Source organism: Aureispira anguillae (assembly GCF_026000115.1).
Taxonomy (GTDB): domain Bacteria; phylum Bacteroidota; class Bacteroidia; order Chitinophagales; family Saprospiraceae; genus Aureispira; species Aureispira anguillae.
In genome coordinates this window covers 6,815,257-6,841,165 of sequence record NZ_AP026867.1, presented here as the reverse complement: position 1 = coordinate 6,841,165, position 25,909 = coordinate 6,815,257, and the positions used below count along the sequence as shown (strand labels likewise).

At 36.5% G+C, this 25,909-nt stretch carries 21 protein-coding genes; 9 read left to right on the top strand and 12 right to left on the bottom strand.

Going from position 1 to position 25,909, the window contains the following annotated elements:
* Positions 1-108 precede the first annotated feature (108 nt).
* From AsAng_RS26595 to recG, 3 genes are all read left to right on the top strand, one after another.
* Positions 109-996 (top strand): LysR family transcriptional regulator, encoded by an 888-nt coding sequence (locus AsAng_RS26595; RefSeq protein ID WP_264790178.1) that lies wholly within the window; start codon positions 109-111, stop codon positions 994-996.
* 393 nt (positions 997-1,389) lie between these two features.
* Positions 1,390-1,998, top strand: coding sequence for a superoxide dismutase (locus AsAng_RS26590; RefSeq protein WP_264790177.1), 609 nt, complete (start codon positions 1,390-1,392; stop codon positions 1,996-1,998).
* A gap of 247 nt (positions 1,999-2,245) precedes the next feature.
* Entirely contained in the window at positions 2,246-4,354 is a 2,109-nt protein-coding gene (gene recG, locus AsAng_RS26585) for an ATP-dependent DNA helicase RecG (protein WP_264790176.1), read from the top strand.
* Positions 4,355-4,368: 14 nt separating this feature from the next.
* Here recG and AsAng_RS26580 read toward each other — a convergent pair whose 3' ends face one another.
* From AsAng_RS26580 to asnB, 5 genes are all read right to left on the bottom strand, one after another.
* A complete protein-coding gene (locus AsAng_RS26580) occupies positions 4,369-5,082 on the bottom strand; it encodes a chromophore lyase CpcT/CpeT (protein ID WP_264790175.1) in 714 nt (237 codons plus the stop codon).
* Between the two features lie 288 nt (positions 5,083-5,370).
* Positions 5,371-5,769: a hypothetical protein gene (locus AsAng_RS26575; RefSeq protein WP_264790174.1), complete on the bottom strand. Its 399-nt coding sequence runs from the start codon at positions 5,767-5,769 to the stop codon at positions 5,371-5,373.
* 328 nt (positions 5,770-6,097) lie between these two features.
* Positions 6,098-7,864 (bottom strand): T9SS type A sorting domain-containing protein, encoded by a 1,767-nt coding sequence (locus AsAng_RS26570; protein ID WP_264790173.1) that lies wholly within the window; start codon positions 7,862-7,864, stop codon positions 6,098-6,100.
* A 209-nt stretch (positions 7,865-8,073) separates the two neighbouring features.
* A complete protein-coding gene (locus AsAng_RS26565; protein ID WP_264790172.1) occupies positions 8,074-9,069 on the bottom strand; it encodes an SDR family oxidoreductase in 996 nt (331 codons plus the stop codon).
* A gap of 42 nt (positions 9,070-9,111) precedes the next feature.
* The gene (gene asnB, locus AsAng_RS26560; RefSeq protein ID WP_264790171.1) at positions 9,112-11,031 is read right to left on the bottom strand and encodes an asparagine synthase (glutamine-hydrolyzing); all 1,920 of its coding nucleotides are present in this window, start codon (positions 11,029-11,031) and stop codon (positions 9,112-9,114) included.
* 477 nt (positions 11,032-11,508) lie between these two features.
* Here asnB and odhB point away from each other — a divergent pair, with 477 nt between their 5' ends.
* Positions 11,509-12,780 carry a 2-oxoglutarate dehydrogenase complex dihydrolipoyllysine-residue succinyltransferase gene (gene odhB, locus AsAng_RS26555; protein WP_264790170.1) on the top strand — a complete coding sequence of 424 codons (1,272 nt, stop codon included), beginning with the start codon at positions 11,509-11,511 and terminating at the stop codon, positions 12,778-12,780.
* Positions 12,781-12,963: 183 nt separating this feature from the next.
* Complete coding sequence (locus AsAng_RS26550) at positions 12,964-13,578, top strand: hypothetical protein (RefSeq protein ID WP_264790169.1); 615 nt, start codon at positions 12,964-12,966, stop codon at positions 13,576-13,578.
* A 70-nt stretch (positions 13,579-13,648) separates the two neighbouring features.
* On the opposite strand, the gene AsAng_RS26545 is transcribed toward AsAng_RS26550, so the two are convergent.
* Both AsAng_RS26545 and AsAng_RS26540 read right to left on the bottom strand, forming a co-directional pair.
* Positions 13,649-14,146, bottom strand: a complete 498-nt coding sequence (locus tag AsAng_RS26545; protein WP_264790168.1) for a DUF2147 domain-containing protein — start codon at positions 14,144-14,146, stop codon at positions 13,649-13,651.
* A gap of 741 nt (positions 14,147-14,887) precedes the next feature.
* Positions 14,888-15,865, bottom strand: a complete 978-nt coding sequence (locus tag AsAng_RS26540; protein WP_264790167.1) for a UDP-3-O-(3-hydroxymyristoyl)glucosamine N-acyltransferase — start codon at positions 15,863-15,865, stop codon at positions 14,888-14,890.
* Positions 15,866-16,232: 367 nt separating this feature from the next.
* Between AsAng_RS26540 and fabG the strand changes: the two genes are divergently transcribed.
* Positions 16,233-16,973, top strand: a complete 741-nt coding sequence (gene fabG, locus AsAng_RS26535; RefSeq protein ID WP_264790166.1) for a 3-oxoacyl-[acyl-carrier-protein] reductase — start codon at positions 16,233-16,235, stop codon at positions 16,971-16,973.
* Positions 16,974-17,056: 83 nt separating this feature from the next.
* Here fabG and AsAng_RS26530 read toward each other — a convergent pair whose 3' ends face one another.
* Genes AsAng_RS26530 through AsAng_RS26520 form a run of 3 tightly spaced genes read right to left on the bottom strand, consistent with a single transcriptional unit; the run spans position 17,057 to position 19,424 of the window.
* Positions 17,057-17,509, bottom strand: coding sequence for a low molecular weight protein-tyrosine-phosphatase (locus tag AsAng_RS26530; protein ID WP_264790165.1), 453 nt, complete (start codon positions 17,507-17,509; stop codon positions 17,057-17,059).
* Between the two features lie 3 nt (positions 17,510-17,512).
* Positions 17,513-18,244: a DUF2306 domain-containing protein gene (locus AsAng_RS26525; RefSeq protein ID WP_264790164.1), complete on the bottom strand. Its 732-nt coding sequence runs from the start codon at positions 18,242-18,244 to the stop codon at positions 17,513-17,515.
* Between the two features lie 40 nt (positions 18,245-18,284).
* Positions 18,285-19,424, bottom strand: coding sequence for an endonuclease/exonuclease/phosphatase family protein (locus AsAng_RS26520; protein ID WP_264790163.1), 1,140 nt, complete (start codon positions 19,422-19,424; stop codon positions 18,285-18,287).
* A 521-nt stretch (positions 19,425-19,945) separates the two neighbouring features.
* On the opposite strand from AsAng_RS26520, the gene recJ reads away from it, so the two are divergent.
* Positions 19,946-21,649 (top strand): single-stranded-DNA-specific exonuclease RecJ, encoded by a 1,704-nt coding sequence (recJ, locus tag AsAng_RS26515; RefSeq protein WP_264790162.1) that lies wholly within the window; start codon positions 19,946-19,948, stop codon positions 21,647-21,649.
* Between the two features lie 38 nt (positions 21,650-21,687).
* Here recJ and AsAng_RS26510 read toward each other — a convergent pair whose 3' ends face one another.
* Together AsAng_RS26510 and AsAng_RS26505 are read right to left on the bottom strand one after the other, a co-directional pair.
* Positions 21,688-22,575 (bottom strand): ABC transporter ATP-binding protein, encoded by an 888-nt coding sequence (locus AsAng_RS26510; RefSeq protein ID WP_264790161.1) that lies wholly within the window; start codon positions 22,573-22,575, stop codon positions 21,688-21,690.
* 124 nt (positions 22,576-22,699) lie between these two features.
* Positions 22,700-24,364 carry a leucine-rich repeat domain-containing protein gene (locus AsAng_RS26505; RefSeq protein ID WP_264790160.1) on the bottom strand — a complete coding sequence of 555 codons (1,665 nt, stop codon included), beginning with the start codon at positions 24,362-24,364 and terminating at the stop codon, positions 22,700-22,702.
* A gap of 139 nt (positions 24,365-24,503) precedes the next feature.
* Between AsAng_RS26505 and AsAng_RS26500 the strand changes: the two genes are divergently transcribed.
* Both AsAng_RS26500 and AsAng_RS26495 read left to right on the top strand, forming a co-directional pair.
* Positions 24,504-25,325 (top strand): universal stress protein, encoded by an 822-nt coding sequence (locus AsAng_RS26500; protein WP_264790159.1) that lies wholly within the window; start codon positions 24,504-24,506, stop codon positions 25,323-25,325.
* A gap of 238 nt (positions 25,326-25,563) precedes the next feature.
* On the top strand, positions 25,564-25,848 hold the full coding sequence (locus AsAng_RS26495; protein ID WP_264790158.1) for a YiaA/YiaB family inner membrane protein: 285 nt from the start codon (positions 25,564-25,566) through the stop codon (positions 25,846-25,848).
* Positions 25,849-25,909: the final 61 nt, after the last annotated feature.

Sequence of the window (25,909 nt, the reverse complement as noted above, 5' to 3'; positions counted from 1 at the left end):
TCCTGTACATAGCTAAATTATAGTAAAATACTTTAACCCGCCTTCTCTTACAAAATTACCCTTATATTTGATACACAACAAGACTAATTTATTAATCAATTCATAACTATGAGTTATCAATTAGAACTAAGGCATCTTCGTTATTTTTTAGCGGTAGCAGAAGATTTACATTTTAGAAAAGCTGCTGAACGTCTATATATTTCTCAGCCTGGATTGAGTCGGCAGATAAAAGAGTTAGAAAAAGGGCTGGGGATACAGCTTTTTGATCGTCACAATAGAAAAGTAGAATTGACTGCAGCAGGAGTATTTCTACAGAGCGAATTTAGGCGTTATACCAAGGAACTCGACAACATTATACAACATGCAAAATCACTAAACGATGGTCTATTGGGCAATCTAAAATTTGGCTATGTTGGTTCGGCGATGCAACAAATTATCCCCGACTTATTATTAGCATTTAGAAAAAAATACCCCAATATTCTTTTTAGCCTCAAAGAAATGGACAATCAAAAACAAATAGAAGGTTTGTTGTCTCACCATATTGACCTTGGTTTTGTCCGTTTAGAGCGAGTGCCCAAAGGACTAGAGATTCATCCGCTACTAAAAGAGCCTTTTTGTTTAGTCTTGCCTAAGAATCACCCTATTAATGCCAATAACTTTGAGCATTTATCTCAATTAAAAGAAGAATCTTTTATCTTATTTGATCCTCAATATAGCACCTCTTATTACGAAAAAGTATTGCAAATTTTTGATGACAGTGGCTTTAGTCCAATTATCACACACAATACGATCCATTCTAGTTCCATTTATAAATTAATAGAAAATAACTTTGGGATTTCAATTGTTCCCAAATCGCTGCAAGTAGATTACCTAGAAGGAATTAAATTTATAGAACTGCCCCAAATTCCTCAACGAACCGTTTTGTCAGCTGTTTGGCTGACCAATAATCGGAATCCAATCCTAAATAATATCCTGAGTTTGGTAAAAGCAAAATAAAAATTGTAAGTAGATCGACCAAAAATAATTAACATTAAATTGTCCGTCTACTTATTTCACAAAAATTCATTCGCAACAAAGACCCTTGATTCTTTTTAATTTTTCCAAAGCATTTTTATATATTTGAACCAATATAGTACTCTAGCGTTATAAGAGTGATATTATTTTGGGTTCTTTGACAAATTGTGTGGAATCGTAAACTACCTTGCCTGCTTATTACTACTTTTGTTATAAGTTATAGGTCGTATGTCCTGTATTTACAGGAACTTAAGCATACGACTTACGACCTATAACTTTCTTCTAAAAAAAGTAGTTAAAAGCTTACCCTTTTTTAGTGTTTACCACACGATTTATCAAAAAACCTTATTTTTTAATCACAAAAATAAACAAATCATGGCTTTCGAATTACCCAATTTACCATATGCGCACGATGCGTTAGAACCACATATTGATACACAAACAATGCAAATCCACCATGGCAAGCACCATAATGGATATACCAATAAATTAAATGCAGCTATTGAGGGAACTGATTTAGCAGACAAAGGTATTGATGCGATTCTAAAGAATTTGGACTTGAACAATACCGCTGTTCGTAATAATGGTGGAGGATTTTATAACCACTCTTTATTTTGGGAAGTAATGTCACCTAATGGTGGTGGACAGCCTTCTGGCGAATTAGCTGATGCGATCAATGCGGCTTATGGCTCTTTTGACGATTTTAAAGCAGCATTTACGAAAGCTGCTGGTACTCGTTTTGGGTCTGGTTGGGCTTGGTTGTGTGTACATGAAGGTGGTAAAGTAGAAGTTTGTTCTACACCAAACCAAGATAATCCATTGATGCCAGGTGTTGGCTGTGGAGGACACCCAATTTTGGGACTAGACGTATGGGAACATGCTTATTACTTAAATTACCAAAACCGTCGTCCTGATTATGTTTCTGCATTTTTTAATGTCATTAACTGGGATAAAGTAGCTGAATTGTATGCTGCTAACAAATAATTGGATCTAGGTTTATTCCTTCTTCCAATCAAAAAGGCCTTCTTGACTTGATCAAGAAGGTCTTTTTTTGCCATTTATAACAATGTTCAACGTCACTAATTTACTTAAGTAACTACGCAGAACTAATGATTTATTAAGCCAGCATCGTTTAAAAAAGGTACTTTTTGTATCTTGCACTTTACTGTTTCTACCTAAAAGCATTTTTTGTAAACAGCTTGTTTACACCTTAAATAATCTAAGTACACTTATGCTAAATACATCTATTGAATATCTAAAAGGAGTTGGTTCTGCCAAAGCTGATGTTTTAAAAAAAGAGTTGGGTGTTTTTTCCTATCTACAACTCTTGCAACATTATCCGTTTCGATATGTCGATAAGACCAAGTTTCACAAAGTAAAAGACATTAAGGAAGAGGGCGATTATGTACAGGTTAAGGGAATTCTTAGGCGAATAGACAGTATTGGAGATGGGCGCAAACGGCGGATGACAGGTGTTTTTAGAGATGATACAGGTATGTTAGAACTAACTTGGTTTAAAGGGCTGAGTTGGGTGCAAAATTTACAGGTGGGTATGGAATATATTGTCTATGGAAAACCGACCATTTATAAGGGAAAAGTAAGCATCGTACATCCCGACATCACACTCCTTACAGAAGTAAAAAAAGCCAATGCCTCTACTTTAGAGCCTGTCTATCCAACTACCGACAAACTTAGAAATAAACGATTGGATAGCAAAGGCATGGCTACCGTCATGAAAAATTTATTCATTAAGATACATCCTCAACGGCATCTAATTCCTGAGTCCTTGCCCGATTATTTATTGGAAAGTCTCCGTTTCCCTGGACGTTATGCTACTTGGATGGGCATTCATTTTCCTCGTAACAAAGCGCAGCGAGAAACAGCACAAAAACGCATTAAATTTGAAGAATTTTTCTTTCTTCAGCTCAGGATGTTACAAACCAAACATCAGAAAAAAATTGGCATTAGAGGATTTATTTTTCCTAGAATTGGTGCTTATTTTAATGCCTTTTATCAAAATAACTTAAAGTTTGAATTGACCAATGCTCAAAAGCGAGTTATCAAAGAAATCCGAGCGGATATTGCGACAGGACAGCAAATGAACCGACTGCTTCAAGGCGATGTGGGAAGTGGTAAAACCATTGTTGGTTTTATGTGTATTCTGATTGCTATAGACAATGGCTTTCAGGCTGCCTTAATGGCTCCCACTGAAATTTTAGCCCAACAACATTATCAATCTATCCTAGAAATGGCAGAGGGCTTAGGAATTACTATTGGTCTATTAACAGGAACGGTTAAAGGGAAAAAACGAAAACTGGTATTGGAGCAGTTAGAAGCAGGCGAAATTGATCTATTAATTGGTACCCATGCACTCATTGAAGATCCTGTTAAGTTCAAAAATTTAGGCTTTGTTATTGTTGATGAACAGCATCGCTTTGGGGTGGTGCAACGCTCTAAAATGTGGCGCAAAAATAAAACAAATCCTCCTCACATTTTGGTTATGACAGCCACACCAATTCCAAGAACCTTAGCCATGACTGCTTATGGTGATTTAGACGTTTCTGTGATTGATGAAATGCCTCCTGGTCGAAAACCCATTAATACCTTCCACAAATTTGAAAGCCAACGCCTTTGGACTTTTGGGCAAATGAAACGAGAGATTGCCAAAGGTCATCAGGTTTATATTGTTTATCCATTGATTGAAGAATCTGAATATGAAGGCTTAAGCGAAGTTAAAGATTTAATGGAAGGCTATGCTACTATAGAACGAGAATTTCCAAAACCTCAGTACCAAATTTCGGTGGTTCACGGTCGCCAAAAGCCCGCAGACAAAGAAGCAGAAATGCAGCGTTTTGCAAGAGGAGAAACTCAAATTTTAATGGCAACTACAGTGATTGAGGTAGGCGTTAATGTGCCCAATGCTAGTATTATGGTCATTGAAAATGCCGAACGTTTTGGCTTGGCACAACTTCATCAGTTGCGTGGTCGTGTTGGACGAGGTGGCGGTGATGCTTATTGTATTCTAATGACAGGTTTTAAGCTGTCCTCTGATGGTCGATTTAGAATGCAAACGATGGTAGAAACCACCGATGGTTTCAAAATATCAGAAGCAGATCTCAAGCTACGAGGGCCTGGTAATATTGAAGGTACGCAACAATCGGGTGTACTCAACCTAAAATTAGCCGACATTGTACAAGATGGAGATATTTTGCGAGCAGCAAGGGCAATGGCAAAAGAAATACTTGAAGAAGATCCTTTGCTCCAAGCTCCCAAAAATGCCCGATTATTAAGACAACTTCAGTTGTCACAACGAAAACATGGCTTTGGGCAAATCAGCTAAGATGCTTCCATTTCTTAACCGTCCATATCTAGATACTTAGGAAAAATTTTAGGTTGTCGTTCGAAATGCAATCCTTTTTTATAAGCGAATAAAGCTTTTTTATTCCCATCTAACATTTTGTTATAAAGGATAATAGAGTCAGGTGTGATGACTCCATGAATCTCAATAAACTTGATAATGTCTGACAAATCACGGCGACAAGGTGTGCCTGTTATGGTAAATTTATTTTGTTCATCTCTAGTTACAAGGGCTGTACATCCTTCATTGTAAATTAGATCCTCTGACGTTAAACCAGCTAAAGGCTCCTTCTTTTTCCAATCGTTTACATACTTATCTTTATTGGGGAGATCATACATTATAATTTCCAAGGTCTCTCGATCCTTCTTTTTAAAATGCCACACCTCTTGAGACAATAAATCATCGGGTAAGTTCTCTTGCAGCCAACAAACATACAACCAATATTCATCTCCTCGTTTGGGCCAAATTGGTACAGAAATTAACTCTTGACTTCGGTACAATGGAGATTGTTCACTTCTTGCCTGAACTCGATTAGAGAACAAGCCTAAATACATATTAAAAACCTTTTCCAAGCGGTTTTCGGTTTCTTGTATTTCCTTACCTGTTTTTGTTTTATCCAAATAGTTGTACTGCTCTTTATTACAAGAATAGACCATTCCAATCAGAATGACAGATACCATTGTTAGAAAAAACGAAAAATATACCTTCATGAATAATTTTTTAATGAGAGGCAGTAGAAAAGTCAATTGATAATTTAACTTTATACTACAAAACCGTCTTTAGTTGTGTAGGACAACAATGTTTTTTTGACTATTAACTATAGGGGAATACAACTAATTATAACTAATATGAAAATCACATTTTAGTTGGGGTAAGACAACTGTATAAAGGTATCATTTTTTGACATATAAACACCATAGTTCATAAAAATAAAAAACGAAGTTTAGGTAAGATTCTTGCAAACTCCGTTTTTTATTTTAGGTTCTTATCATTGCCAATTACAGATCATATCCTTTTGCTAAAAAGAGACCATCTTCTCTAAAATGTGCCTCAAATTCATCCCCCGAATTAGCACATTTTAATTCTAATTCATAAGAAATATCACCATTGCTGTACTGTACCATACTTGCTCCTTCTAGGCTATGATCTTCAAACGAAGTGTTTACAGCCGTAACAATTTGCTCTGGAAGATCTTCCAAATCCATAGAAATTTCCGTAAGAAGAAGATGCCCTGTAACAGTAATTTCAACCTCAAAGTCAACCTCTCCATTATCAAAAGAAGCTTCGTAAATTTTAGCAGGAACTTCCCATCCCCATTCTACTTCACTCAAACTAACCTCTGGGTAATATTCTTTAAAAACACGCAAAATTTCATTGGGTACCAATAATTCACTCATTATTCTATTTTTTGAGATTGATTAATATCGTTTTTTGTCATTAGGACTTCTATAAGAAGTTGTTTAAAAATGATCTTAACACCTGCGATCCAACCATAGCAGCCATCGGATCGGCAGCTATTTTTAGCCCCGTAGCTGCTTCGCAGTTCACAACACACAAAGTCTATCAGACTTTGTGTTAGTTCATAGCTACGAAACAAAAAACGAGCTTTCGAGCTGGCTTAATGTTAGTACATTAATGGATTAAGCTAATAACTACTAGTTTTGATCTCGAAAATCAATAACATTTTTAAACAACTTCAGTAAAAGGAAATAATCCATAAAATGATTAGTCTATTTTTATTACTTTATGAATCGAGCAACTAGCATCCTCATATTTTATTTTTATAAAGTAAACTGCTGCCTTCAATCCTTCTAGTTTAATGCTTCCAAACCGCCCTTTTAGCGCTTGAACTTTCACAAGTTGTCCTAATTCGTTGCAAATATACACATTCTCTATCTTCTTTTGACTCTCTATATTAAAAATACTACTGGTAGGATTAGGATAAATACGATCGGCATTTGATTGCACTATTTTTTTAATTGGTGTTGGAGGGCTTGAGGTGCAAACGCCATCAAAAATAAGCTGACTGGTATAACGATCCAAGGCAGGAATTCCGCTAGCCCCAGGTACATTAGGCGTTCCTATTTTTGCCCATTGGTGATTGGGAACAAAGCTAGGCTGACTAGTATAAGCATAACTAAAATCGCCCAACGTTTGTGTCCCCGCTGGTTTGATGCTTCCCTTATCATTGTTCCCATAAACAAAATGCCCCGATCCCTGAATCGTATAATTTACAAGACTGTAGGGAAAAGCTGTATTTGTTATATCGTTGCCCAAAAAATTTTGATCGGGGGAATTACTTGCACTAAAAAAAATACCAAAGCCTTCTGCCCTATTTCTAAAAAATGTATTGTGCGGACCATTCGGACCATGGGAATTGTCAATCACAATATTTCTACAAACATTGTGTTCAAACAAGTTGGCATAAACATAATTGCCGTGCAAAACCATATCTCCAGCGGAGTTATTGGGTGAAGTAGACCAATATGGATCTAAGGAGTAATTATAAGCAAACACATTTCCATTTGCTCCTGCTTGCAATAGCATAGAATGCCTTAAATGTTCAAAAATATTGTTCTCTGCTAGGCATTCTCCTGTTGCATGTTGAAAAACAACCCCATAGGCACGACCTCCACCTCCATAGTTAAAACCATGATGAAAATAAGATTCTGCAATGTATAAATTAGACGATTGTTCGCCTTTTATATGCGAAAAAGTGCAGTTCTCTGACTCAATTCCTCTTACCCAACAATTCACAGCATATTTAAACAAAACATTGCAACCTTGCTGTGGTGCCGTATCATCAATTCGTTTGATTTTCAGGCATTCTATCCCTATGTTTTTTTGTGGATTGATTTTTTGAAAATAAGCCTGACAAGTGGTATCATAATCCATTCTCAAAGGAGAAACCAACCAGAGCGTATCTCCTGCTAGGCTATCTATTTGAACGACCTGCCCTGTTTGGAGTTCTGCCCAACTGGAAGTAATCCAATCGCTATCGTTTTGTTTCAATTGAAGCCAATCGCCTGCCCCTAAACTACCTGCATTCCACACCACCAATTGGCGGCTCCCTTTTGTTACTGTTTGAATAAGCCTTGACGTATCAGAACTTATGGTTCCTTGTACAGAAATAGCATGACCACTCCCTCCTAAATCCATCAAAAAAGTGGTGCTATCTGCCCCTTGTCCTCTAATGATAAAGTTAGAGGGTAAGGTGATGCTGTTATTAAATAAAAATTGCCCGCTTGGGAATTCTAAAATTGCTCCTGCACCAAAATAAGTCGCTAAAAAGTTGCTAATTACCGCATCATTAGGACTAAGACCATCTCCTACTGCCCCTAATGTTTGCATGTCAAAAACCGTTAATCCTGTTAAGGTATCGGAACGAAGACCAGCTAACGTCCAGTCTACGCTACGACTTTGAGGCAGTATTTGAGCTTGGATATTTTGGCAATAGATTATTAAGATAGATACAATACATAAAATACGCATAAGTGGATATTTAAAAGAGGTTAAAAAGTTAAAACAAAAACTCTTTAATACCTTTCCTATAATCCCACTTAGCAATAATAATCTTATTGGAATCTTTCAGATTCCAGACTACCTTCCTAAAGAGATGCTTTCTTTTTTTGACCAAACGTATGCTAGACCAATCGATTCATGGGTAAAAAGAGCAGCCTAAAATAACATCTTTTTTAAGTTTAACCCAATACCAAATCCTTAAAATAGTCTACTGTGATTTTTAAGCCTTCTTTAAAATCAAATTGAGGATCATAGCCCAACAATTTCCTAGCTTTAGAAATATCTGCTTGAGAATCCCGAATATCCCCAGCTCTTGGCGCACGGTGAATGGCCTCTTTTTCGGGTACGCCAGCCGCTTCTCGAACCCCTTCAAATAATTCTTGAACGGTATAACGCCCGCCACATCCAACATTATAGACTTGGTTAACTGCTTCTGGATTGTTGGTCAACATTGCCTTAATATTAATCTGAACCACATTTTCAACAAATGTAAAATCACGTGTTTGTCCTCCATCTCCATTAATAAAGACTTCTTTGTCATTCATACAAGCCTCTGCAAACAATGGAATAACAGCAGCATAAGCCCCTTTAGGACTCTGACGAGGACCAAAAACATTAAAATAACGGAAGCCGATAAACTCCATGTCGTACAAACGTCCAAAATTCTCCGCAAACAATTCATTGGATAGTTTAGTAATGGCATAAGGAGAGAGTGGCTTGCCAATTCTATGTTCCACCTTAGGCAAATTGGGCTCATCGCCATAAACAGAGGACGAAGAAGCATAAACAAAACGCTTGATGCCGTGTTGATGGGCAGCAAATGCCATGTTAACAAAACCATCTACATTATGTCCTGTTGTGGCATAGGGTTCTTTTATAGAACGAGGAACAGACCCCATCGCAGCTTGGTGACAAACGATGTCAACGCCCTCGCAAGCTTTCATACAGACTTCCAAATCTCTTATATCTCCTTCTATAAACTCATAATTGGGATGGTCTAAAAAAGGCGTTACATTAGATCGATAACCTGTCAAAAAATTATCCAAAACAATTACTTTTCCAACCTTGTATTTTAATAAATACTCGACAAGGTTAGATCCTATAAAGCCTGCGGCTCCTGTAATTAAAATTGTCTTATCTTCTAAAGATGTTGTATGATAAGCTGTTGCGTACATGCTGCTTTTGTTTATTGTTTTCTAATCAATGTAAAAATTCTCCTATTTTTTAATCCAACGATAATACCATTGATGTAAGGTATACAAAAACCAAATAAAATGTGGATTGATATACGCTTGTTGATGTATAAAATTATCAATAATTTGATTGATTTCCTTCTGTTCTAAATGAAAACTGTCTAAGAAATCTTGATCGTTTTTTAGAACCAAGAGCTGCTCCTTTAGATGATTCATTAACCATTTTTGAACAGGGATTGAAAAGCCTTGTTTGGGTCGTTCTATTAAATTTTTAGGGACGTATTTATATAAAATTTTTCTTAGCAAATATTTAGTATCCACTCCTCTAATCTTCAAGGAATCGGGCAATTGCATCGCAAATTCAATAATTTTATGATCCAAAAACGGATCTCGTCCCTCTAATGCTACTGCCATGGTTGCACGATCTACTTTTGTCATAATATCGCCTTCCAAATAGGTATCTATATCAACCATACCAAGGTAGGAAATCAAACGATCTTGTTCAATTATTTGACGAGTTTCATAACGCTTGCGATACGTTGGTAACAAACGCAATAAATCTTTTTGTGCAATATAAGTGGAGGAAATATTAAAAAAATCCAACTGATCTTTTGCCCCCAGTGCATTGACCAATTTTGGGTATTTGTTGCTAATGTTTTTATAATTTTTTAAAATTGGAATTTTTGAGCTATTGCGCTCTAACCAAAGCGGATCAATACCAGCACTCATTTTCCCCAACATAGAACGCATAAAAGAAGGGATCTTTTTTATTTTGGGATAAAAGTTTTGAGTAATTTCATACTTTGTATACCCACCAAAAATCTCATCGCCACCATCCGCAGAAAGACTTACCGTAACTTGTTCTCTTGCCATTTTGGAGACCAAATAGGTAGGGATGCCTGAACTATCGCCAAAAGGCTCATCATACATATCTGGCAACAGGGGAATTACTTGTTCAAAATCTTGTTCGGTGCAATAAAATTCGTGATGATCGGTTCCTAGATGTTGAGCAACAGCCTTGGCATGTTGAGCCTCGTTGTACTCTTTATCGTGAAACCCAATGGTAAACGTTTTTAGCTGTCTGCCTTCTTTCTTCTGTAACAATGCCGTAACCAAAGAGGAATCTATTCCACCACTCAAAAAGGCTCCTACGGGAACATCTGCAACCATTCTCAATTCAAAACTATCTGTCAAAATTGCTTCTAACTCTTCCTCTAGTTCCGCTTCTGTTTTTGTACTAATCTTTGTATTGGCATAGACCGCTTGCACATCCCAATACTTCTCAATTTGAGGGCTTTGTTTGGGGGTCAACTCCAGATAAGCCCCTGCTGGTAGCTTGTGGGCATATTCAAAAATACAATATGGATACTGAATATAACCTTGCTGTAAATACAAAGATACCGCTTCAATACTAATCGTTTTGTCAAATTTGGGGTGTTCATGAAATGCTTTTAGTTCTGAAGCAAACATAAACAAACCATCCTTCCAGTACCAAAATAGTGGTTTTACTCCTACTCGATCTCGACAAAGGGTCAATTTTTGAGTTGTTGTATTAAAAATAGCAAATGCAAAAAAGCCTCTGAATCGGGTCACCATTTCTTTTCCCCAAGCCTTAAAAGCTTTTAAGATTACCTCTGTATCTGTCTTTGTCTCAAACGAAAATCCTTTTTTCTCTAGTGATTGACGAATTTCCATAAAGTTATAGACCTCTCCATTAAAGACAATCACCCACTCTTTCCAAAACATCGGTTGATGTCCTGCTGCCGTCAAGTCCAGAATAGACAAACGTCTATGTCCCAATGCCAAAGCATTTTGAGTATCTATATACTTCCCTGCACTATCGGGACCGCCATGTTGCAAACTATCTCGCATGGCCAATAATCGCTCTTCTAAGGAATAGCTATGGTCATAATTTAAATCCCAAAATCCTGTTATTCTGCACATTTTTCGATGATTTGGACTTCGATTGTAGTCGTTTATTTTCGTTTTTTGGTTCTAGAATCATACAAATGAAAAAAAAACAATGCATTTGTCTAGCACAAAAGTAAAATAATGCCTTGATTCTATTTCTTTTTCTAACTTTTTTTGACAATTTTTGTAGTATATCATAGAGGTAGTTAATGAAGTTGTTTAAAAATGTTGTTGATTTTCGAGATCAAAGCTAGTAGTTATCGGGCAAAGCTCGTTTTTTGTTTCGTAGCTGGAAGCTACGGGGCTAAAAATAGCTGCCGATCCGATGGCTGCTATGGTTGGATCGTAGGTGTTAAGATCATTTTTAAACAACTTCAATATTTCATTTTTGTATTTGCTATTTCTTTTGAGAAAAACTGTTATAAAAATTATACTTTTTAATAAAACCGTTGACTCAATCGTTTGAAACAACAATGATTAGGTTTGGCGTTTATAATTATCATTATACAAATGAGTATCATAGAACTCGTAGTACCAGTTATTGGTGAGTCCATCACAGAGGTTACACTTTCTTCTTGGATAAAAGAAGATGGTGCGTATGTAGAATTAGACGAAATCATTTGCGAATTTGAATCTGACAAAGCAACAGTAGAAGTTCCTGCTGAAAAAGCAGGGAAGTTGATTTGGGTAGCTCAAGAAGGAGATGATATTCCAATTGGTGAAGTATTTGCAAAAATTGATACCAGTGTTTCGGGAGGTGGTAGCGATAGTAGCTCAGAAACAACCCCTGAAGTTGTAAGTTCTACACCTGTTACAGAAACGCCTACTACAGAATCGACCACATCTGATTCTTATGCTAGCGGTCACCCTTCTCCTACGGCTCAAAAACTAATGAATGAGCACAACTTAAAGGCAGATGCAATTGTTGCTACGGGCAAAGATGGTCGTATTACGCAAGATGATGTTCAAAAAGCAATTGACAACCAATCCAAAGCTCCTGCTAAACCAGCACCAACTGCTCCTAAAAAAGTAGAAAAAGAAGCGGCTCCTGTTGCTGCTCCAATAGCTGCCTTTAGCCGAGAAAAACGCACCGAAAAAATGAGTCGGATGCGTCGTACAATTGCAAAACGTCTAGTTTCTGCCAAAAACAATACGGCAATGTTGACCACTTTTAATGAGGTTGATTTAACCGAAATTATGGCACTGCGCAAAAAATACCAAGACAAGTTTGTGGAACGCTATGGTATTAAACTTGGTTTTATGTCTTTGTTCTCTAAAGCTTGTGCCAAAGTATTAATGGAAATGCCTGCTGTAAATGCACAAATTGGAGAAGATGGGAAATCTATTATTTACCATGATTATGTAGATATATCGATTGCTATTTCTACGCCAACAGGTTTGGTTGTTCCTCCTGTCAAAAATGTAGAATCACTCAATTTTGCAGAAATTGAAGGTTCTATCAAAGGCTTGGCAAAAAAAGCACGAGAAGGAAGCTTAACACTTCAAGAAATGCAGGGCGGAACCTTTACCATTACCAATGGTGGAGTATTTGGTTCTATGATGAGTACACCAATCATCAACGAACCTCAATCTGCTATTTTGGGAATGCATACCATACAACAACGCCCAATGGCTATTGATGGTGAGGTAAAAATACGTCCAATGATGTACCTAGCACTCTCTTATGATCACAGAATCATTGATGGTAGCTCTTCGGTTACGTTCTTAGTAAAAGTAAAACAACTGTTGGAAGATCCTGTTACCTTATTATTGGATTTATAAGCCGAGGTTTTATCCCTCTCTTAGAAGCTGTTCATAACCCATTGTTATGAGCAGCTTTTTTTTATGTCCTTTATCGTTAATGTTTTTTAATTTGTTAAAGCCCAGTAGTCATTTATATCGTTCTAAATTATAAATGTATTTTTAGTTGTTATTTTTATTACTAAACCTTAAAACCAAATGCTAATGCCGAACAAATACTTTTTTTCATTGGTGATCTTAGTTTTTATTGCCAGTATTTTCCCTGCTTGTACAAAAGACAACAGCCCTCTAAACAACAGCCCTCAACACCCATACTATATTAATTTTGATTTAAATGGTGTCCCTCAAAGCTATGGAGCAGAACAAGCCTTTATGGGGACAAGTTATCACATCTCTCATTTAAGCCCTTCGCTGGAAAATTATGCGACAGATTCCTACGTTCCAGACTCCTCTACCTCAATGAATGCTTTGCTCAGCTTGCATTTTGAACAACACCCCATTTTAGAAGCAGATTTGACAGGGCTAATTGGTCAACAACTTCCTATAAAACATCCTATGAACCCTTATCAAACTTGTGCCACTATGCACATTTACCACTCAGCAGGTCCCACAGAAAATGATTTATTTACAGAGCGCATTTACAATGATTCTTCTAGTAGTTTTGTACAAATTGATTCTGTTTATTACCATTCAACTCTAGGCTCTGGCGAAAAAGTATTTACTATATCAGGTCGTTTTGATTTTGTCCTTTCAAGAGGTACTGTCTCTCAAACAGCCAACAATGGAAAATTCAGGTTATTATTCTCTGAATACCAATAATACTAAACAAAAAAAGAGGTACTACTATCTGTTATAGCAGCACCTCTGTATTATATTATTGCTCGAATATTTATTTTACTCGATACCAAGTTTGCGTACGGTAGAAAAAGCCAACCCAGCCACGAACAGAAAGTTGATTTCCTGAGCTATCGGATTCATCCATCCACATAGTACAAGTATAAACTTTTCCTTTTTTAGGGTCCATGATGCTGCCACCTTTCCATTTATCTGAAGATTTTTCCATTCCCCAAATAATTTCTAAACCATATAAGGGTTTATCTTTGCCATGGTCAGCAGGACATTTAGTACATTTTATATCTTCAAAACGCTCCTCTCCACTATCTTCTAGAGATTTGGGGTCCAATAATTTAACAATTTTTGCGTGATACTTATCCCCTACTTTAAAAACTTGGACATGAGATTTGGTTCGCCCTGATTCATCATCTACGGTTTTCCAAATACCAATACAATCTTTTCCATTGACTGAGGTTTGAGCAGAAAGATTAGAAGACATTAATAACATGCAACCAATAGCTACTATACTAAAAAGATGAGCAATACGTTTCATTCGAATTGATTTTAGTAATTAAATAAATATAAGAGTACATTTTAAATTTTATCTTGAAACTACAAACGATTGGTTTTGATTCTGTCTATCGCTTTTTCAGCTTGATAGCCTTGCTAGACAAAAAACACTTTGTTAGTGACTAAACAGTCCCGCAAAAATCACTGGTTTTGAACAATATAAAATTCAAACATGCTCTAAGGATTCTACAATGGTTAGGGTATTCCAAATTCTTTGCCAGTATTTTGGGAAGGGCAAACTACAATTTCTCTTCTTTTGTAAAAGAAGTAACAGTTCGTGGATTTTTTTGCTTTTTTGGCAAAAAAGACAAAAAATCAGTGCCTTTCCTTTGCAGCTTTTAGCTGCAAGCTGACGCAGCTCACTATCGTTCGTACATCAGGTTAATTATCAGTATTTTAAAATCTTGAACAATTTAATTCTATCTTCCTAATAATCAACCTAATGCGATTTTCCCACGAAATACTAAAAAGAAGGAAAGCAAAGAATAATCTATAAAGTAAGAATATTCTACGTACAGGACAAAAGTTTAGAACAAAAAATAAAGACAGTAAGCATCTAAACCGCTTGTCCTGCACCAAAAAGATTGTATTGGTTGTAAGGTATTGGACATTATTTCATGAGTGCTGCGCAGTTCGCAATAATACCGATTCTATGAGAGTTTGTATTTATCTTAACACAATCTAGGAATACTTTTTCATGCTCACTTAAGTAAAGGAACAATTTCTAGCTATCTTTTTTCTTATTTTTAAATAGTGCGGTATATATTTCATTTACTTTCTTGACAATTTCGGGCAATTGACGCAAGGCAGCCATTTCTCTAAATTTAGCTCTAGATTCACCAGCAGGAATCCCAACATATTCTTTATCGCCACCAGGAATAGATTTAGGTACTCCAGCTTTCGCCAAGATGGTAGCTCCCTCCCCAACAACTAATGACTTAGAAATTCCCACTTGTCCATAGATGGTTACATAATCTTGAATAATTGTTTTGCCAGCAATGCCAACCTGAGCAGCTAACAAACAATGTTTTCCAATTCGTACCCCATGTCCGACATGTACTAAATTATCAATTTTGGTTCCTTCTCCAATTACGGTATCGCCAGAAACACCTTTATCAATCGTACAACTTGCTCCAATTTCTACATTGTCTTCAATGATTACCCGTCCAATGGAGTGCCAACGTTGATAGGATTGATCTGCTTTTTTATTCATGTAAAAGGCATCATTTCCAATTGATGAATTGGCATGAATGATTACATGGTTACCAATTTTAGTATTGTCTAAAAGCACGGTATTTGCTCGAATCAAGCAATTATCTCCAATTGTCACATGATTTCCGACAACGACCCCTGGTTCTAAGATTGTATTTTCTCCAATAATTGCAGTGGGGCTGATGTTGGATTGAATGGCAACAAAGGGGTTAAAATGTAAAGCTAATTGATTGTATGCTTCAAAAGGTTTGTCAACAATCAATAAGGCTTTTCCCTCTGGACAGTCTACCTCTTTGTCTATGATAATTGCCGTTGCTGTAGAATAGATTGCTTGGCTATAATATTTTTCATTATCCACAAACATCAAACTCCCTTCTTCTACCTTATGAATTTCACTCAAATAAGTAACTTTAATGTCACTATTTCCTATAATCTTTGCTCCTATTAATTCTCCTATATCTGAAATAGATATTGGCATTTTAAATTTCATAACTTCATATTTTCTGTAAATATAACAAAACTGATGGTTCTATAAGCAAGAGCTGATCTAAATATTTAGCAATTCTACCAACAAGTTATTTATCCCAGCCTCCTAGAAAAACATTAGATATTCCTTCGAAATATAATAGCATAAGTTTAAACCTTTTGCGTATTTGTTAAAAGAGTTCAGCTTTTTTAACTAATATTGCGCACAGTTAGGTAAAGAACACTATTAATTTTTGTAGTTTTGGTTTAACATTATAAGGAAGTCTTATACTTAGATTATTGCCTTACAACAAATTGATTATATTCATACATTATTTAGGACACATATCTGCTAGTCAGTTATTTCTATAAAATCAACATCTTTCAGGTTTATGAAACTTTTGGAAAACAAAGTAGCTCTTATCACAGGTGGCTCAAGAGGTATTGGAGCAACAATGGTGAAAAAATTTGCCGAACATGGAGCTCATGTCGCTTTCACTTATCGTTCATCTGCTGATCGTGCTAATCAAGTAGTCCAAGAGGCTGCTGAGCATGGTACCACAATCAAGGCCTTTGCCTCTGATGCTAGCTCATTCGAACAAACACAAGAGCTTATTAATGATGTAATAAAAGAATTTGGTAAAATTGATATTCTAATCAATAATGCTGGTATCACACGTGATAACTTATTGATGCGAATGACAGAGGACAATTGGGATGATGTAATGAACAACAACCTAAAGTCCATTTACAATTTCACTAAATGCATTATGCGCCCTATGCTCAAAGCTCGTGGCGGTTCTATTATTAATATCTCATCTATTGTAGGTCTAAAAGGAAATGCTGGACAAGCCAATTATGCTGCGTCAAAAGCAGGAATGATAGGATTTACAAAATCTATTGCTCAAGAAGTTGGCTCTAGAAATATTCGTTGCAACGCAATTGCTCCTGGTTTTATTACTACAGATATGACCGAGGAATTAGGGGAGAAAATCAGAGAACAAATGATCCAATCTACAGCCTTAAAACGCTTTGGCTCAACAGAAGAAATTGCCAATGTTGCGATTTTCTTAGCTTCTGATTTATCCAGCTATATTACAGGCGAAACCCTTAACACAAGTGGGGGAATGTAATCGCTACAACTATAATTTTTAAATTTGGAAATTTGAACATGCAATAATTAACATGTTCAAATTTTCAAATTCTAATAAGCGCATTATTGATACTCTGCTAGAATGGCAGTGCAGGCTTTATCCAACATCAAATAAACATTTCTAAAGCCATCATCTTCCCAGTATGGATCTGGCACCGCAATATTTCTTCCAGGTTCAGCCATGTTCATAATCAATTGAACTTTTGACTGCTGCTCCGCATTTTCACACAACTCCATCACATTATTATAATTGCTGCTATCCATTACATAAATTACATCAAAGTCATCTAAATCTTTAGGGGTTATTGGACGAGAACGTTGATCGGTAATATCAATACCATACGATTCTGCAATCGCAATAGAACGACGATCAGGCAACTCTCCTGCATGATAAGCACTCGTACCAGCAGAGTCGATTACCCACTCTAAATGCCCTGCTACTGCTTTTGCTTTTAGAATTCCTTCCGCCAATGGCGAACGGCAAATATTGCCTAAACATACCATTAAAAACTTCATATACTATTTGTCTTTTTGTGCTTCTTTAGGAAAATAATAATTCATTATCCCTAGAACGATTAAAAATTCAGCTACCATAAGATTGACGATCCAACTCAACCAAGCTACCAAGATATAAAAATCAGGATAACAGAGCAGTTGATAGGTTGCATTGGGGCAAAATATTCCATGCTTCATCTTCCAAGCAGAGACGATATAAGTAGCTCCCCGCAATGAAATAGCCGATAACGTCATGGCATAACTTCGCAGCATATATTTGCCATGTTTTCTTAATTTTTTTTGTTTAATGGTCTGATAAGCTTTATAGGTCAACCACCACCAAAAAACAGCTTGCGCCACAAAGGCACAACGAGCCCAAAACCCTCCATTGCCATAAAAAGCCATAACAAATCCCGAAGGACCAGCAACCACCAAAACCAAAAAAACATAGATTTTTCCAATAACTCGATGCCATTGAGGGTATTTAAACATTAAGGTCTTAGAAAACTGAGTCAGTCCCGCTGCCAACACCAATACAGCACTAGTGATATGAATGTAAAAAGCAGCCAACCAATGCCACTCGTCCACTACCCACTGTTTTGATTCCAAAAAATCAATATCGGTAGGAAAAGGTGGTACCAAATAAGGAAAGGCAATCGCAGCCATTGTATAAGCAGACAAGAGGATCGCAAGAATAAAGATAACGCCCAAAACAATATTCATCCCTTGATTGATTGACCAATTATTGTTTTTCATTTAAAATTACTTAACGTTTAATGATGGGGTAAATGCTGTATTAGTCTTCTTTCTGTACATACATTAGGTCAATATAAATTGGTAAGTGATCGCTAAATCCACCTATAAATTTAGGGCCAGCATAGGTTCTATAAGGTTGCAACCCAAGATATTTTACATCTTCTTCCAACAAAAATCGAGCAGCAAATATATGTGCGCCACTAGCCGATGCCTTGAGGTAATTTTTTCTTGTTTCTCGAAGCAAGGGTTCAGAAACAATCATATGGTCAAGCGTTCCCCAATGCCCTTGGTATTTATGAGATCCTAACTGCCATTTTTTACCTAAGGCATGCATGTAATTATATAAATCGCCTTTTTGAACTGCTTCCAACTCTCCTTTTGCCTTTAACGTTTCTACCAAACTTTTGTTGTCAGAGTGGTCATTCATATCCCCCATAACAACTACTTTTAAATTAGGGTTGGTCTTATATAGTTCGTCAATACGTTGACGCACCAAAGATGCAACATAAACTCGTTTGGGTTCACTTTTAGCTTGACCTCCCCATCTTGAAGGCCAGTGATTAACAAAAACACTTAGGGTATCTCGCCCAAGTACTTGCCCCCGAACATGCAAAACATCTCTTGTTCTTAATGTTTTATCAAAAGGAAAATGGACTCGAATGGCCTCATGTTCTATATATTTAAACTTGCTGGGTCTATAAATAAAACCAACGTCAATTCCTCTTCGATCTGGCGATTCTTCATGGACTACTTTATAACCAAATTTTTTGAGCGGGGTTTTATTAATCAAGTCCTCCAATACTTTTTGGTGTTCTAATTCGCAAAATCCCACAATAGCAGGCGGTTCCCAGCCCCCAACAGCCATCATTACCTTATACAGGTTATTCAATTTTTGTTGGTACCGATAGTAGGTCCACCTTTTTAGCCCATTTTTGGTGAAATCATCATCCCTTTTGGTGCTATCATCTTCAGGAAAAAACAAATTTTCTGCATTATAAAATAAAACCCGAACTCCTTTATTGTTTCGAGGGCTATCGTCATGATCATCTAGGCCTATTGTTAGGTTCGCTTCCGCCTGTTTCAACATTTTTTCACGTTGCTCAAGGCTGACCGAACTCGTATCTTGTCCCACTATGGTATGACTTAATAACAATAGAATTATAAATAGTAATGAATGCATTTTTTATATTTTTACAAACGTAAGCACACTGTCTTTTAAATTAATACTCCGTTAATTAGCTCGTTACACTCGTGAGATAGTTTTTTGCTTTTTCCTTTATAACTTTAGCTACAAACTAGCGCAGTTAGTACGCTAACGGGCTTTACCTTTACCTGTGGTGCTAGGTTAGCTCATTATCACTCATGAGCTCGCAGGGCTCGGTTCGCTTTGCTCATCTATTCGATTGATCAACGGAGTAATGTTAATTATAGCGCACTAAAAATCAAAAGTGCTTGAATCTCCAACATCAATTCATACTTCTAAAGAAGTACCCACTTAAGATCGTCTTTATTTATTGAATTTTTAGATTTATTTAGCAACAAAGCTATACGAACTACGTAAGCTACCAACGGCATTCCTGTTTGACACAGGGTTTACAAAATAATCCATTCTTAGGACTTCAAGTACTTTATTTGGATTAAATTGTAGTTAAGTAACTAATGCACTACAAAATAATGTAACACCTCAACCACTTTATAACTATGCAAAAACGCTGGGAATTGACAGAATACGATGTAACCGAAGCTACAGAACTGCATCAAGCACTAAAAATTCATCCTATTTTTTGTCAACTCTTAGTTCAAAGAGGCATCAATAATTTTCAGGATGCCAAACGTTTTTTTAGACCACAATTATCCCATCTACACGATCCTTTTTTGATGAAAGATATGGAAAAAGCCGTTCAGCGAATTGGGCAAGCCATTATCAAAAAAGAAAATATACTTATTTATGGCGATTATGATGTAGATGGCACAACGGCTGTTGCTTTATTGTATCGCTTTTTATCCAAGTACCATACGCTATTACACTACTACCTTCCCGATCGTTATAAAGAAGGTTATGGAATCTCCACCAAAGGAATAGAATACGCCATTCAAGAAAACTGCTCTTTAATCGTTGCCTTAGATTGTGGCATAAAGGCGCATGAAGCCATCCAATTTGCCAATCAGAACCAAATAGATTGCATCGTTTGTGACCATCATCTTCCAGATGAACAGTTGCCTAATGCTTATGCCATCCTCAACCCCAAACAAGCCGACTGTGATTACCCTTACAAAGAATTAAGTGGCTGTGCAATTGGGTTTAAATTGATTGAAGGTTTTGCTCAATTGTATCAAATTTCTTTTGAGCAAAATGTACAGCCTTTTTTAGATTTGGTGGCGATCAGTTTGGCCTGTGATTTTGTTCCGCTTACAGGAGAGAATAGAGTTTTGGCTTATTATGGTTTGCAGCAACTCCATCAACAGCCAAGACTCGGCATAGCAATTTTGCTGAACTCATTCCCCCAAAAAGAACAATACAACATTAGAGATCTTGTATTCGGTATTGGTCCCCATCTCAATGCAGCAGGTAGAATATTGCACGCAAATAAAGCCGTAGAATTATTAATTGCCACAGAAACAGTAGCCGCAAAAAAGGTAGCGCAACAGCTCATCAATGCCAATCAAGAACGTAGAGATATTGAGCATGATATTATAATAGAAGCCAAAAAAATGATTCAGCAGGACATTGCCTTTGGAGAAAAAAAGGCAGTTGTTCTATTTAATGAAAATTGGCACAAAGGAGTCATTGGGATTGTCGCCTCCAAAATGGTAGAATCTTACCACAAACCCAGCATTATTTTTACTTTATCCAATGGAAGAATCGTTGGTTCTGCCCGCTCTGTTCATGGTTTTGACATTTATCAGGCGATTGCTCAGTGCGAGGATTTATTAGTGAATTATGGAGGGCATAAATATGCCGCAGGTTTGACCTTAAAGCCCATCCATTTAGAGGACTTTATACAACGCTTTCAAACCATTGTTGACCAATCCATATCTCCTAACTTAGAACAGCCCACTCAATATATTGATGCCGCAATTGAGTTTGAACATATCAATGAAAAATTTTGGCAATTACTGCAACAGTTTGCCCCTTTTGGTCCTCAGAATATGCGTCCTGTTTTTATCTCCAAACATCTCAAAGACACAGGTTATTCCAAACTACTAAAAAATCAACATCTAAAATTGGTCATTCAACAAAAAGAAGGCTCAACAATGGAGGGTATTGCCTTTGGTTTGGGGCAACATTTTTCCAACTTACAAGCTCAAAAACTCTTTGAGTTGTGCTATGTTTTAGAAGAGAATACCTTTAGGGGGCGTTCTAAATTGCAATTGAATGTAAAAGCTATGCGTTTTCGCTCTTAAACAATCGTTCGCAATAATTTAAAAGCACTGTTAAACCATTACGATGTTCGTTCCAAGAATTCTGCTTCTAGACTTTTTTGGCGCACCTTCAGATGATTTAGCACTACTCCTTTTTGAAACAGTATTTTATTTAAATCTGTAGGAGAGTTTTCTGCCGCCATTTTTAATTCCAAAATGGAACCATCCACCCTTAAATCGGTAACAAAATTTATGTCAGACAATGCCCTTTTAAGGGTTTCTAAATCTTCTGCACCAACCTCGATAATTGGCTCATTACTCAATATATCTGCCACACTCCCAGCCGCAATTAGGTCACCATACTTTAAAATCGCAACATGATTGCAAACCTTTTCCACCTCATCTATAATGTGGCTTGCCAATAGAATCGTTTTTCCACGGGCACCAATCTCAATCAATAGATTACGCACCTCAACAATCCCCTGTGGATCCAAACCATTGGTTGGTTCATCAAAAATCAATACTTCTGGATCTCCAATCAACGCTCCAGCGATGGCTAATCGCTGTTTCATTCCCAAAGAGTAGGCTCGAAAAGGAGAATCTACCCGTCCCGTTAAGCCCACTAAATCAATCAATTCAGGAATTTGTTTGGCATCCGTTTTTTTGATGTGAGCCACAATTTCTAGGTTCTTTTGAGCATTCATATAAGGGTAAAAATTGGGCGTTTCCAAGATAGCCCCTATTCGTTGACGTGCCTTAGCAGAGGGGGCTTGATCAAACCAAGTGTAGTGACCATTGGTGGGATGAATAATTCCCAGCACCATTCCCAATGTAGTTGTTTTTCCACTTCCATTGGGGCCTAAAATGCCATAAATATTACCTTTTTCAATCGTCAAATTAAGGTTATCTACTGCCTTAAGTGTTTTATTGTAAACTTTGGTTAAATTATGCGTTTGTAAAATGCTCATCGTTGTATAGTTTGGTTGAGAATGGGTCTTAAGTAAGTTGTGAATATAATGAATCCCAAGGGCAAAAGAAATCAATTAAAAAAATAAGCGTCCTCTTTTTTCATACTGTATCAATCGATCAATCTCATTTAGACAATAATATCCTGTATTTTGACACTGCTGCAAACAAATTTCTTGGCACAAAAGAAATGGGGTTATCCCTCAAATCGATTTCCTCTAAATGAGGCAATTGCTCTAGAATATCGATAGCAGGAAACGTTCGGAATCCGCAACCTCTTAAATCCAATTTTGACAAATGAGAAAAGGCAGGCAAAGATTGGGGCAATTCCTTTAGTTTGGATAGCCTACCTAGAACAATCGTATTTTGATTTATAAATTGTTCTAACCAAATTTGCGTTTCTTCCTCTCCTAAATAAGCCAACAAGTAAGTATAAGCAACACCATGTTTATCAAATAAATAATGGGCAATTTTTAGTCCCTCCCACGCATCGGTTTGACTGGTAATATTTTTAATCCCCTGAAAAATAGCATGCTCACTTTTATTGGGGGTATAAAATTTAAAAGAAGCACTGGGGAGTGTAATTTGCTCAAAATTGGGAATTCTACGATAAAACAACGCCTTCAAATCATTGCGCAAGCTTGTATTGCCTGCCGTAATTTGCGTATAAGCCATCAGCAATTCAGTCAACATATCGTCCAATAAGGCATTGTCTTTGGCGAGTTGTATTGCCAAGGCTATGTTTTCATTTTGACCACTCCTCAATAAATTTAAAATTTTGTCTCGATGCTCCTCCAACCAATTTGTTGGTTGTTTGGGAGATAAAAAAGCCAGGGCTGTTCTCTCCGAGACAAAAAACAATTGGTCGTGCAAGGATGTTAACATCTGCTTCGTAATGGATTTGCCCAATACGATATGGGTAGTAGCAGCCGTGACAACCGTACTAATTGATGCTGGCTCTAAAGCATCTAAATCCATCCATGCCGTTTTTCCTAAAATAGCAATTTTACTCCTTTCATTGAGTTGACCAGCACAAGTATTGATAAGATAAGCCCTTACCGCTTGAGAAAAAGCTACATAATTAACCAACAACAAAGGCAAAACATTTGCTACTGCTCCCTTGTAATTTGGGGTAAACAAAATTCCAAAGGCTGCCTTTTTTACCTCCAAACTAGCTTTCTGTTTTTTAAGATGTCGAAGCACCTTAAATAACAATTCTAGTTTGGAATTTGGCAATTTTAATCGAAAAGCCAAATCCAGTTTTTCAATTTGCTCCAACTGCTCCAGTTCTAACAAGACCTCTGGAAAAATGTCAAAGTGATTAGAGGTACAAACCAACCATTTTAATCCTTTTAATTCTCCCATCGTTAAGGGCAATTTTTTGAGTGGATTAAAGCCCAAATCGAGCACAACTAAAGCCTTTAATGCATTAATTTGGTCTGGTAAAGCTTGAATTTGGTTTCCCTTTAGTTTTAAGACTTTCAGTTTGGGCAACTGTGTAAGAACAGGCAAAAAAGCTGTTAATTGATTGTTGGACAAAATCAAGACTTCTAATGCTTGGAGCTTTGCCAAACCATTGGGAATTGTTTGTAGCTGATTGTTAGAAAAATCCAAATACCTTAGCCGCTCTAGTTTTTTGATTTCCTCAGGTATTATTTTTATCTTATTATAACTAAGGTCTAATTTTTCTAGTTTAGGGCATTCAAAAACAGCCTTAGGGATAGTGTCTAGCCCTAGGTTGTTATAATATAATGTATTTTGACTGTAAATATTAGATTGATCCCTTGCCATAATGATGATTAAAAATACTGTTTTTTATGTGAAAAATCATTCTTATTCGTCTACAATTCTTTTATATTTGTTTGGTTTTCTGTTTGTGAATACCGCAACTTCATTTACAACTCTTCACTATTCATAAAAATATCCTTGCATGAAAAATATCCTTCTTCCAACTGATTTTTCTAAAAATGCTGAAAAAGCACTAGATCTTGCTTTGGCGCTAGCACGCAAATTTGATGCAGCCTTACACATTATCCATACTTATCATGTTACTTCTCATGCTGGACACCTTGCCAATGTATCTCGTGTCATTAAAGAAGATAGAGAAAAAGAGATGCAAGAGTTTATAGAGAGCATCAAAGCCAATCTTACAACAGAAGTTGAAGTAACAGGACGCTGTAGAAAAGGCTATCCTGTAGAGGTAATAGAAGCTGAAGCCAACAAAGTCTCCGCAGATTTGATTATTATGGGAACCTTAGGGGCTTCTAATTTGGGCAAAAAGCTGATGGGGAGTACCGCTAGTAATTTGATTAAAAATACTAAGTTTCCTGTTTTAGCAGTACCTAAAGATACGCATTATTCCGATTTAAATAATGTTGTAGTAGCAATAGATGCGTTAACCATGACCGTTATGGATACGCTCAACCCAATGATTGATATTGCGCAACAATCCAAACTAGATATTGATCTAGTCCATGTATCAAGTCAACAGCTTCACACGGATATAGATCCAACCATCAAAGAATACCTCAACAAATTAGCCATCAATCATTCTTATACTAAAATACAGTCTGATGATTTGCTAAATAGCATTTTAGATTTTGCGCATGAAAAAGGCAACAGTATTTTGTGTTTGGTTTCTCGTCAACGCAATTGGTTTGAAAACTTATTCCATTCTAGCATAAGCCAACAAATCGCCTTAAAATCTGATTTGCCCTTATTGGTGCTCCAAGAAGAAGACAGTGCTAGCTAGGTAAGAAAATCAACAAAAACTTTTCTAACCGTTTGCGTTCCATTTGTTAAAAAATGCTAATTTTTTAGCAAATGGAACTATATATTTCATTTGATAGTTTGTATATTGGTTTCTATCAGTACTTGTTTACTCCTGTATTAACCAAACAGTTAAACAAGTAATAAGAATTGATACATTTTGTTCATCGTAACTAATTTATTCCCATTACAAGGTATTAGTTATTCAAAAAATACAACTTATGTCAACCAAATATCAAAATTCAAATACCCAGGCTTTTGCCACCTTAGCATGGATTTCTTTTGGAGTTTCTTTTATAGGAATGATTATCGGACTGATTTACCTCCAAATGGACATCTACCAAAAAGCATTTATAGGCATGACCTATCTATTTAGTTTATCTTCTTGTTTTGTTTTAGCCAAAGTAGTTCGAGACAAACAAGAAGGGGAAGATTATGTCAAAAAAATTGAACATGCTAAAACAGAGCAAATGATTAGCAAGTATATCAGTTCAGATGAAAAATAAATAAATTACACGCGTTCCCCACGAAGTAGTAATTCGATGCTCTTAGCCAGTGGTTAAGAGC

Excerpts from the sequence above, each read along its gene's own strand:
- AsAng_RS26545 (WP_264790168.1), bottom strand. The coding sequence starts at position 14,146 with ATGAAACGTATTGCTCATCTTTTTAGTATAGTAGCTATTGGTTGCATG.
- recJ (WP_264790162.1), top strand. The coding sequence starts at position 19,946 with ATGCAAAAACGCTGGGAATTGACAGAATACGATGTAACCGAAGCTACA.
- AsAng_RS26595 (WP_264790178.1), top strand. The coding sequence starts at position 109 with ATGAGTTATCAATTAGAACTAAGGCATCTTCGTTATTTTTTAGCGGTA.
- AsAng_RS26525 (WP_264790164.1), bottom strand. The coding sequence starts at position 18,244 with ATGAAAAACAATAATTGGTCAATCAATCAAGGGATGAATATTGTTTTG.
- odhB (WP_264790170.1), top strand. The coding sequence starts at position 11,509 with ATGAGTATCATAGAACTCGTAGTACCAGTTATTGGTGAGTCCATCACA.
- AsAng_RS26570 (WP_264790173.1), bottom strand. The coding sequence starts at position 7,864 with ATGCGTATTTTATGTATTGTATCTATCTTAATAATCTATTGCCAAAAT.
- AsAng_RS26510 (WP_264790161.1), bottom strand. The coding sequence starts at position 22,575 with ATGAGCATTTTACAAACGCATAATTTAACCAAAGTTTACAATAAAACA.
- fabG (WP_264790166.1), top strand. The coding sequence starts at position 16,233 with ATGAAACTTTTGGAAAACAAAGTAGCTCTTATCACAGGTGGCTCAAGA.
- AsAng_RS26495 (WP_264790158.1), top strand. The coding sequence starts at position 25,564 with ATGTCAACCAAATATCAAAATTCAAATACCCAGGCTTTTGCCACCTTA.
- asnB (WP_264790171.1), bottom strand. The coding sequence starts at position 11,031 with ATGTGCAGAATAACAGGATTTTGGGATTTAAATTATGACCATAGCTAT.
- AsAng_RS26590 (WP_264790177.1), top strand. The coding sequence starts at position 1,390 with ATGGCTTTCGAATTACCCAATTTACCATATGCGCACGATGCGTTAGAA.
- AsAng_RS26575 (WP_264790174.1), bottom strand. The coding sequence starts at position 5,769 with ATGAGTGAATTATTGGTACCCAATGAAATTTTGCGTGTTTTTAAAGAA.
- AsAng_RS26580 (WP_264790175.1), bottom strand. The coding sequence starts at position 5,082 with ATGAAGGTATATTTTTCGTTTTTTCTAACAATGGTATCTGTCATTCTG.
- AsAng_RS26540 (WP_264790167.1), bottom strand. The coding sequence starts at position 15,865 with ATGAAATTTAAAATGCCAATATCTATTTCAGATATAGGAGAATTAATA.
- AsAng_RS26500 (WP_264790159.1), top strand. The coding sequence starts at position 24,504 with ATGAAAAATATCCTTCTTCCAACTGATTTTTCTAAAAATGCTGAAAAA.
- AsAng_RS26530 (WP_264790165.1), bottom strand. The coding sequence starts at position 17,509 with ATGAAGTTTTTAATGGTATGTTTAGGCAATATTTGCCGTTCGCCATTG.
- AsAng_RS26520 (WP_264790163.1), bottom strand. The coding sequence starts at position 19,424 with ATGCATTCATTACTATTTATAATTCTATTGTTATTAAGTCATACCATA.
- AsAng_RS26565 (WP_264790172.1), bottom strand. The coding sequence starts at position 9,069 with ATGTACGCAACAGCTTATCATACAACATCTTTAGAAGATAAGACAATT.
- recG (WP_264790176.1), top strand. The coding sequence starts at position 2,246 with ATGCTAAATACATCTATTGAATATCTAAAAGGAGTTGGTTCTGCCAAA.
- AsAng_RS26550 (WP_264790169.1), top strand. The coding sequence starts at position 12,964 with ATGCCGAACAAATACTTTTTTTCATTGGTGATCTTAGTTTTTATTGCC.
- AsAng_RS26505 (WP_264790160.1), bottom strand. The coding sequence starts at position 24,364 with ATGGCAAGGGATCAATCTAATATTTACAGTCAAAATACATTATATTAT.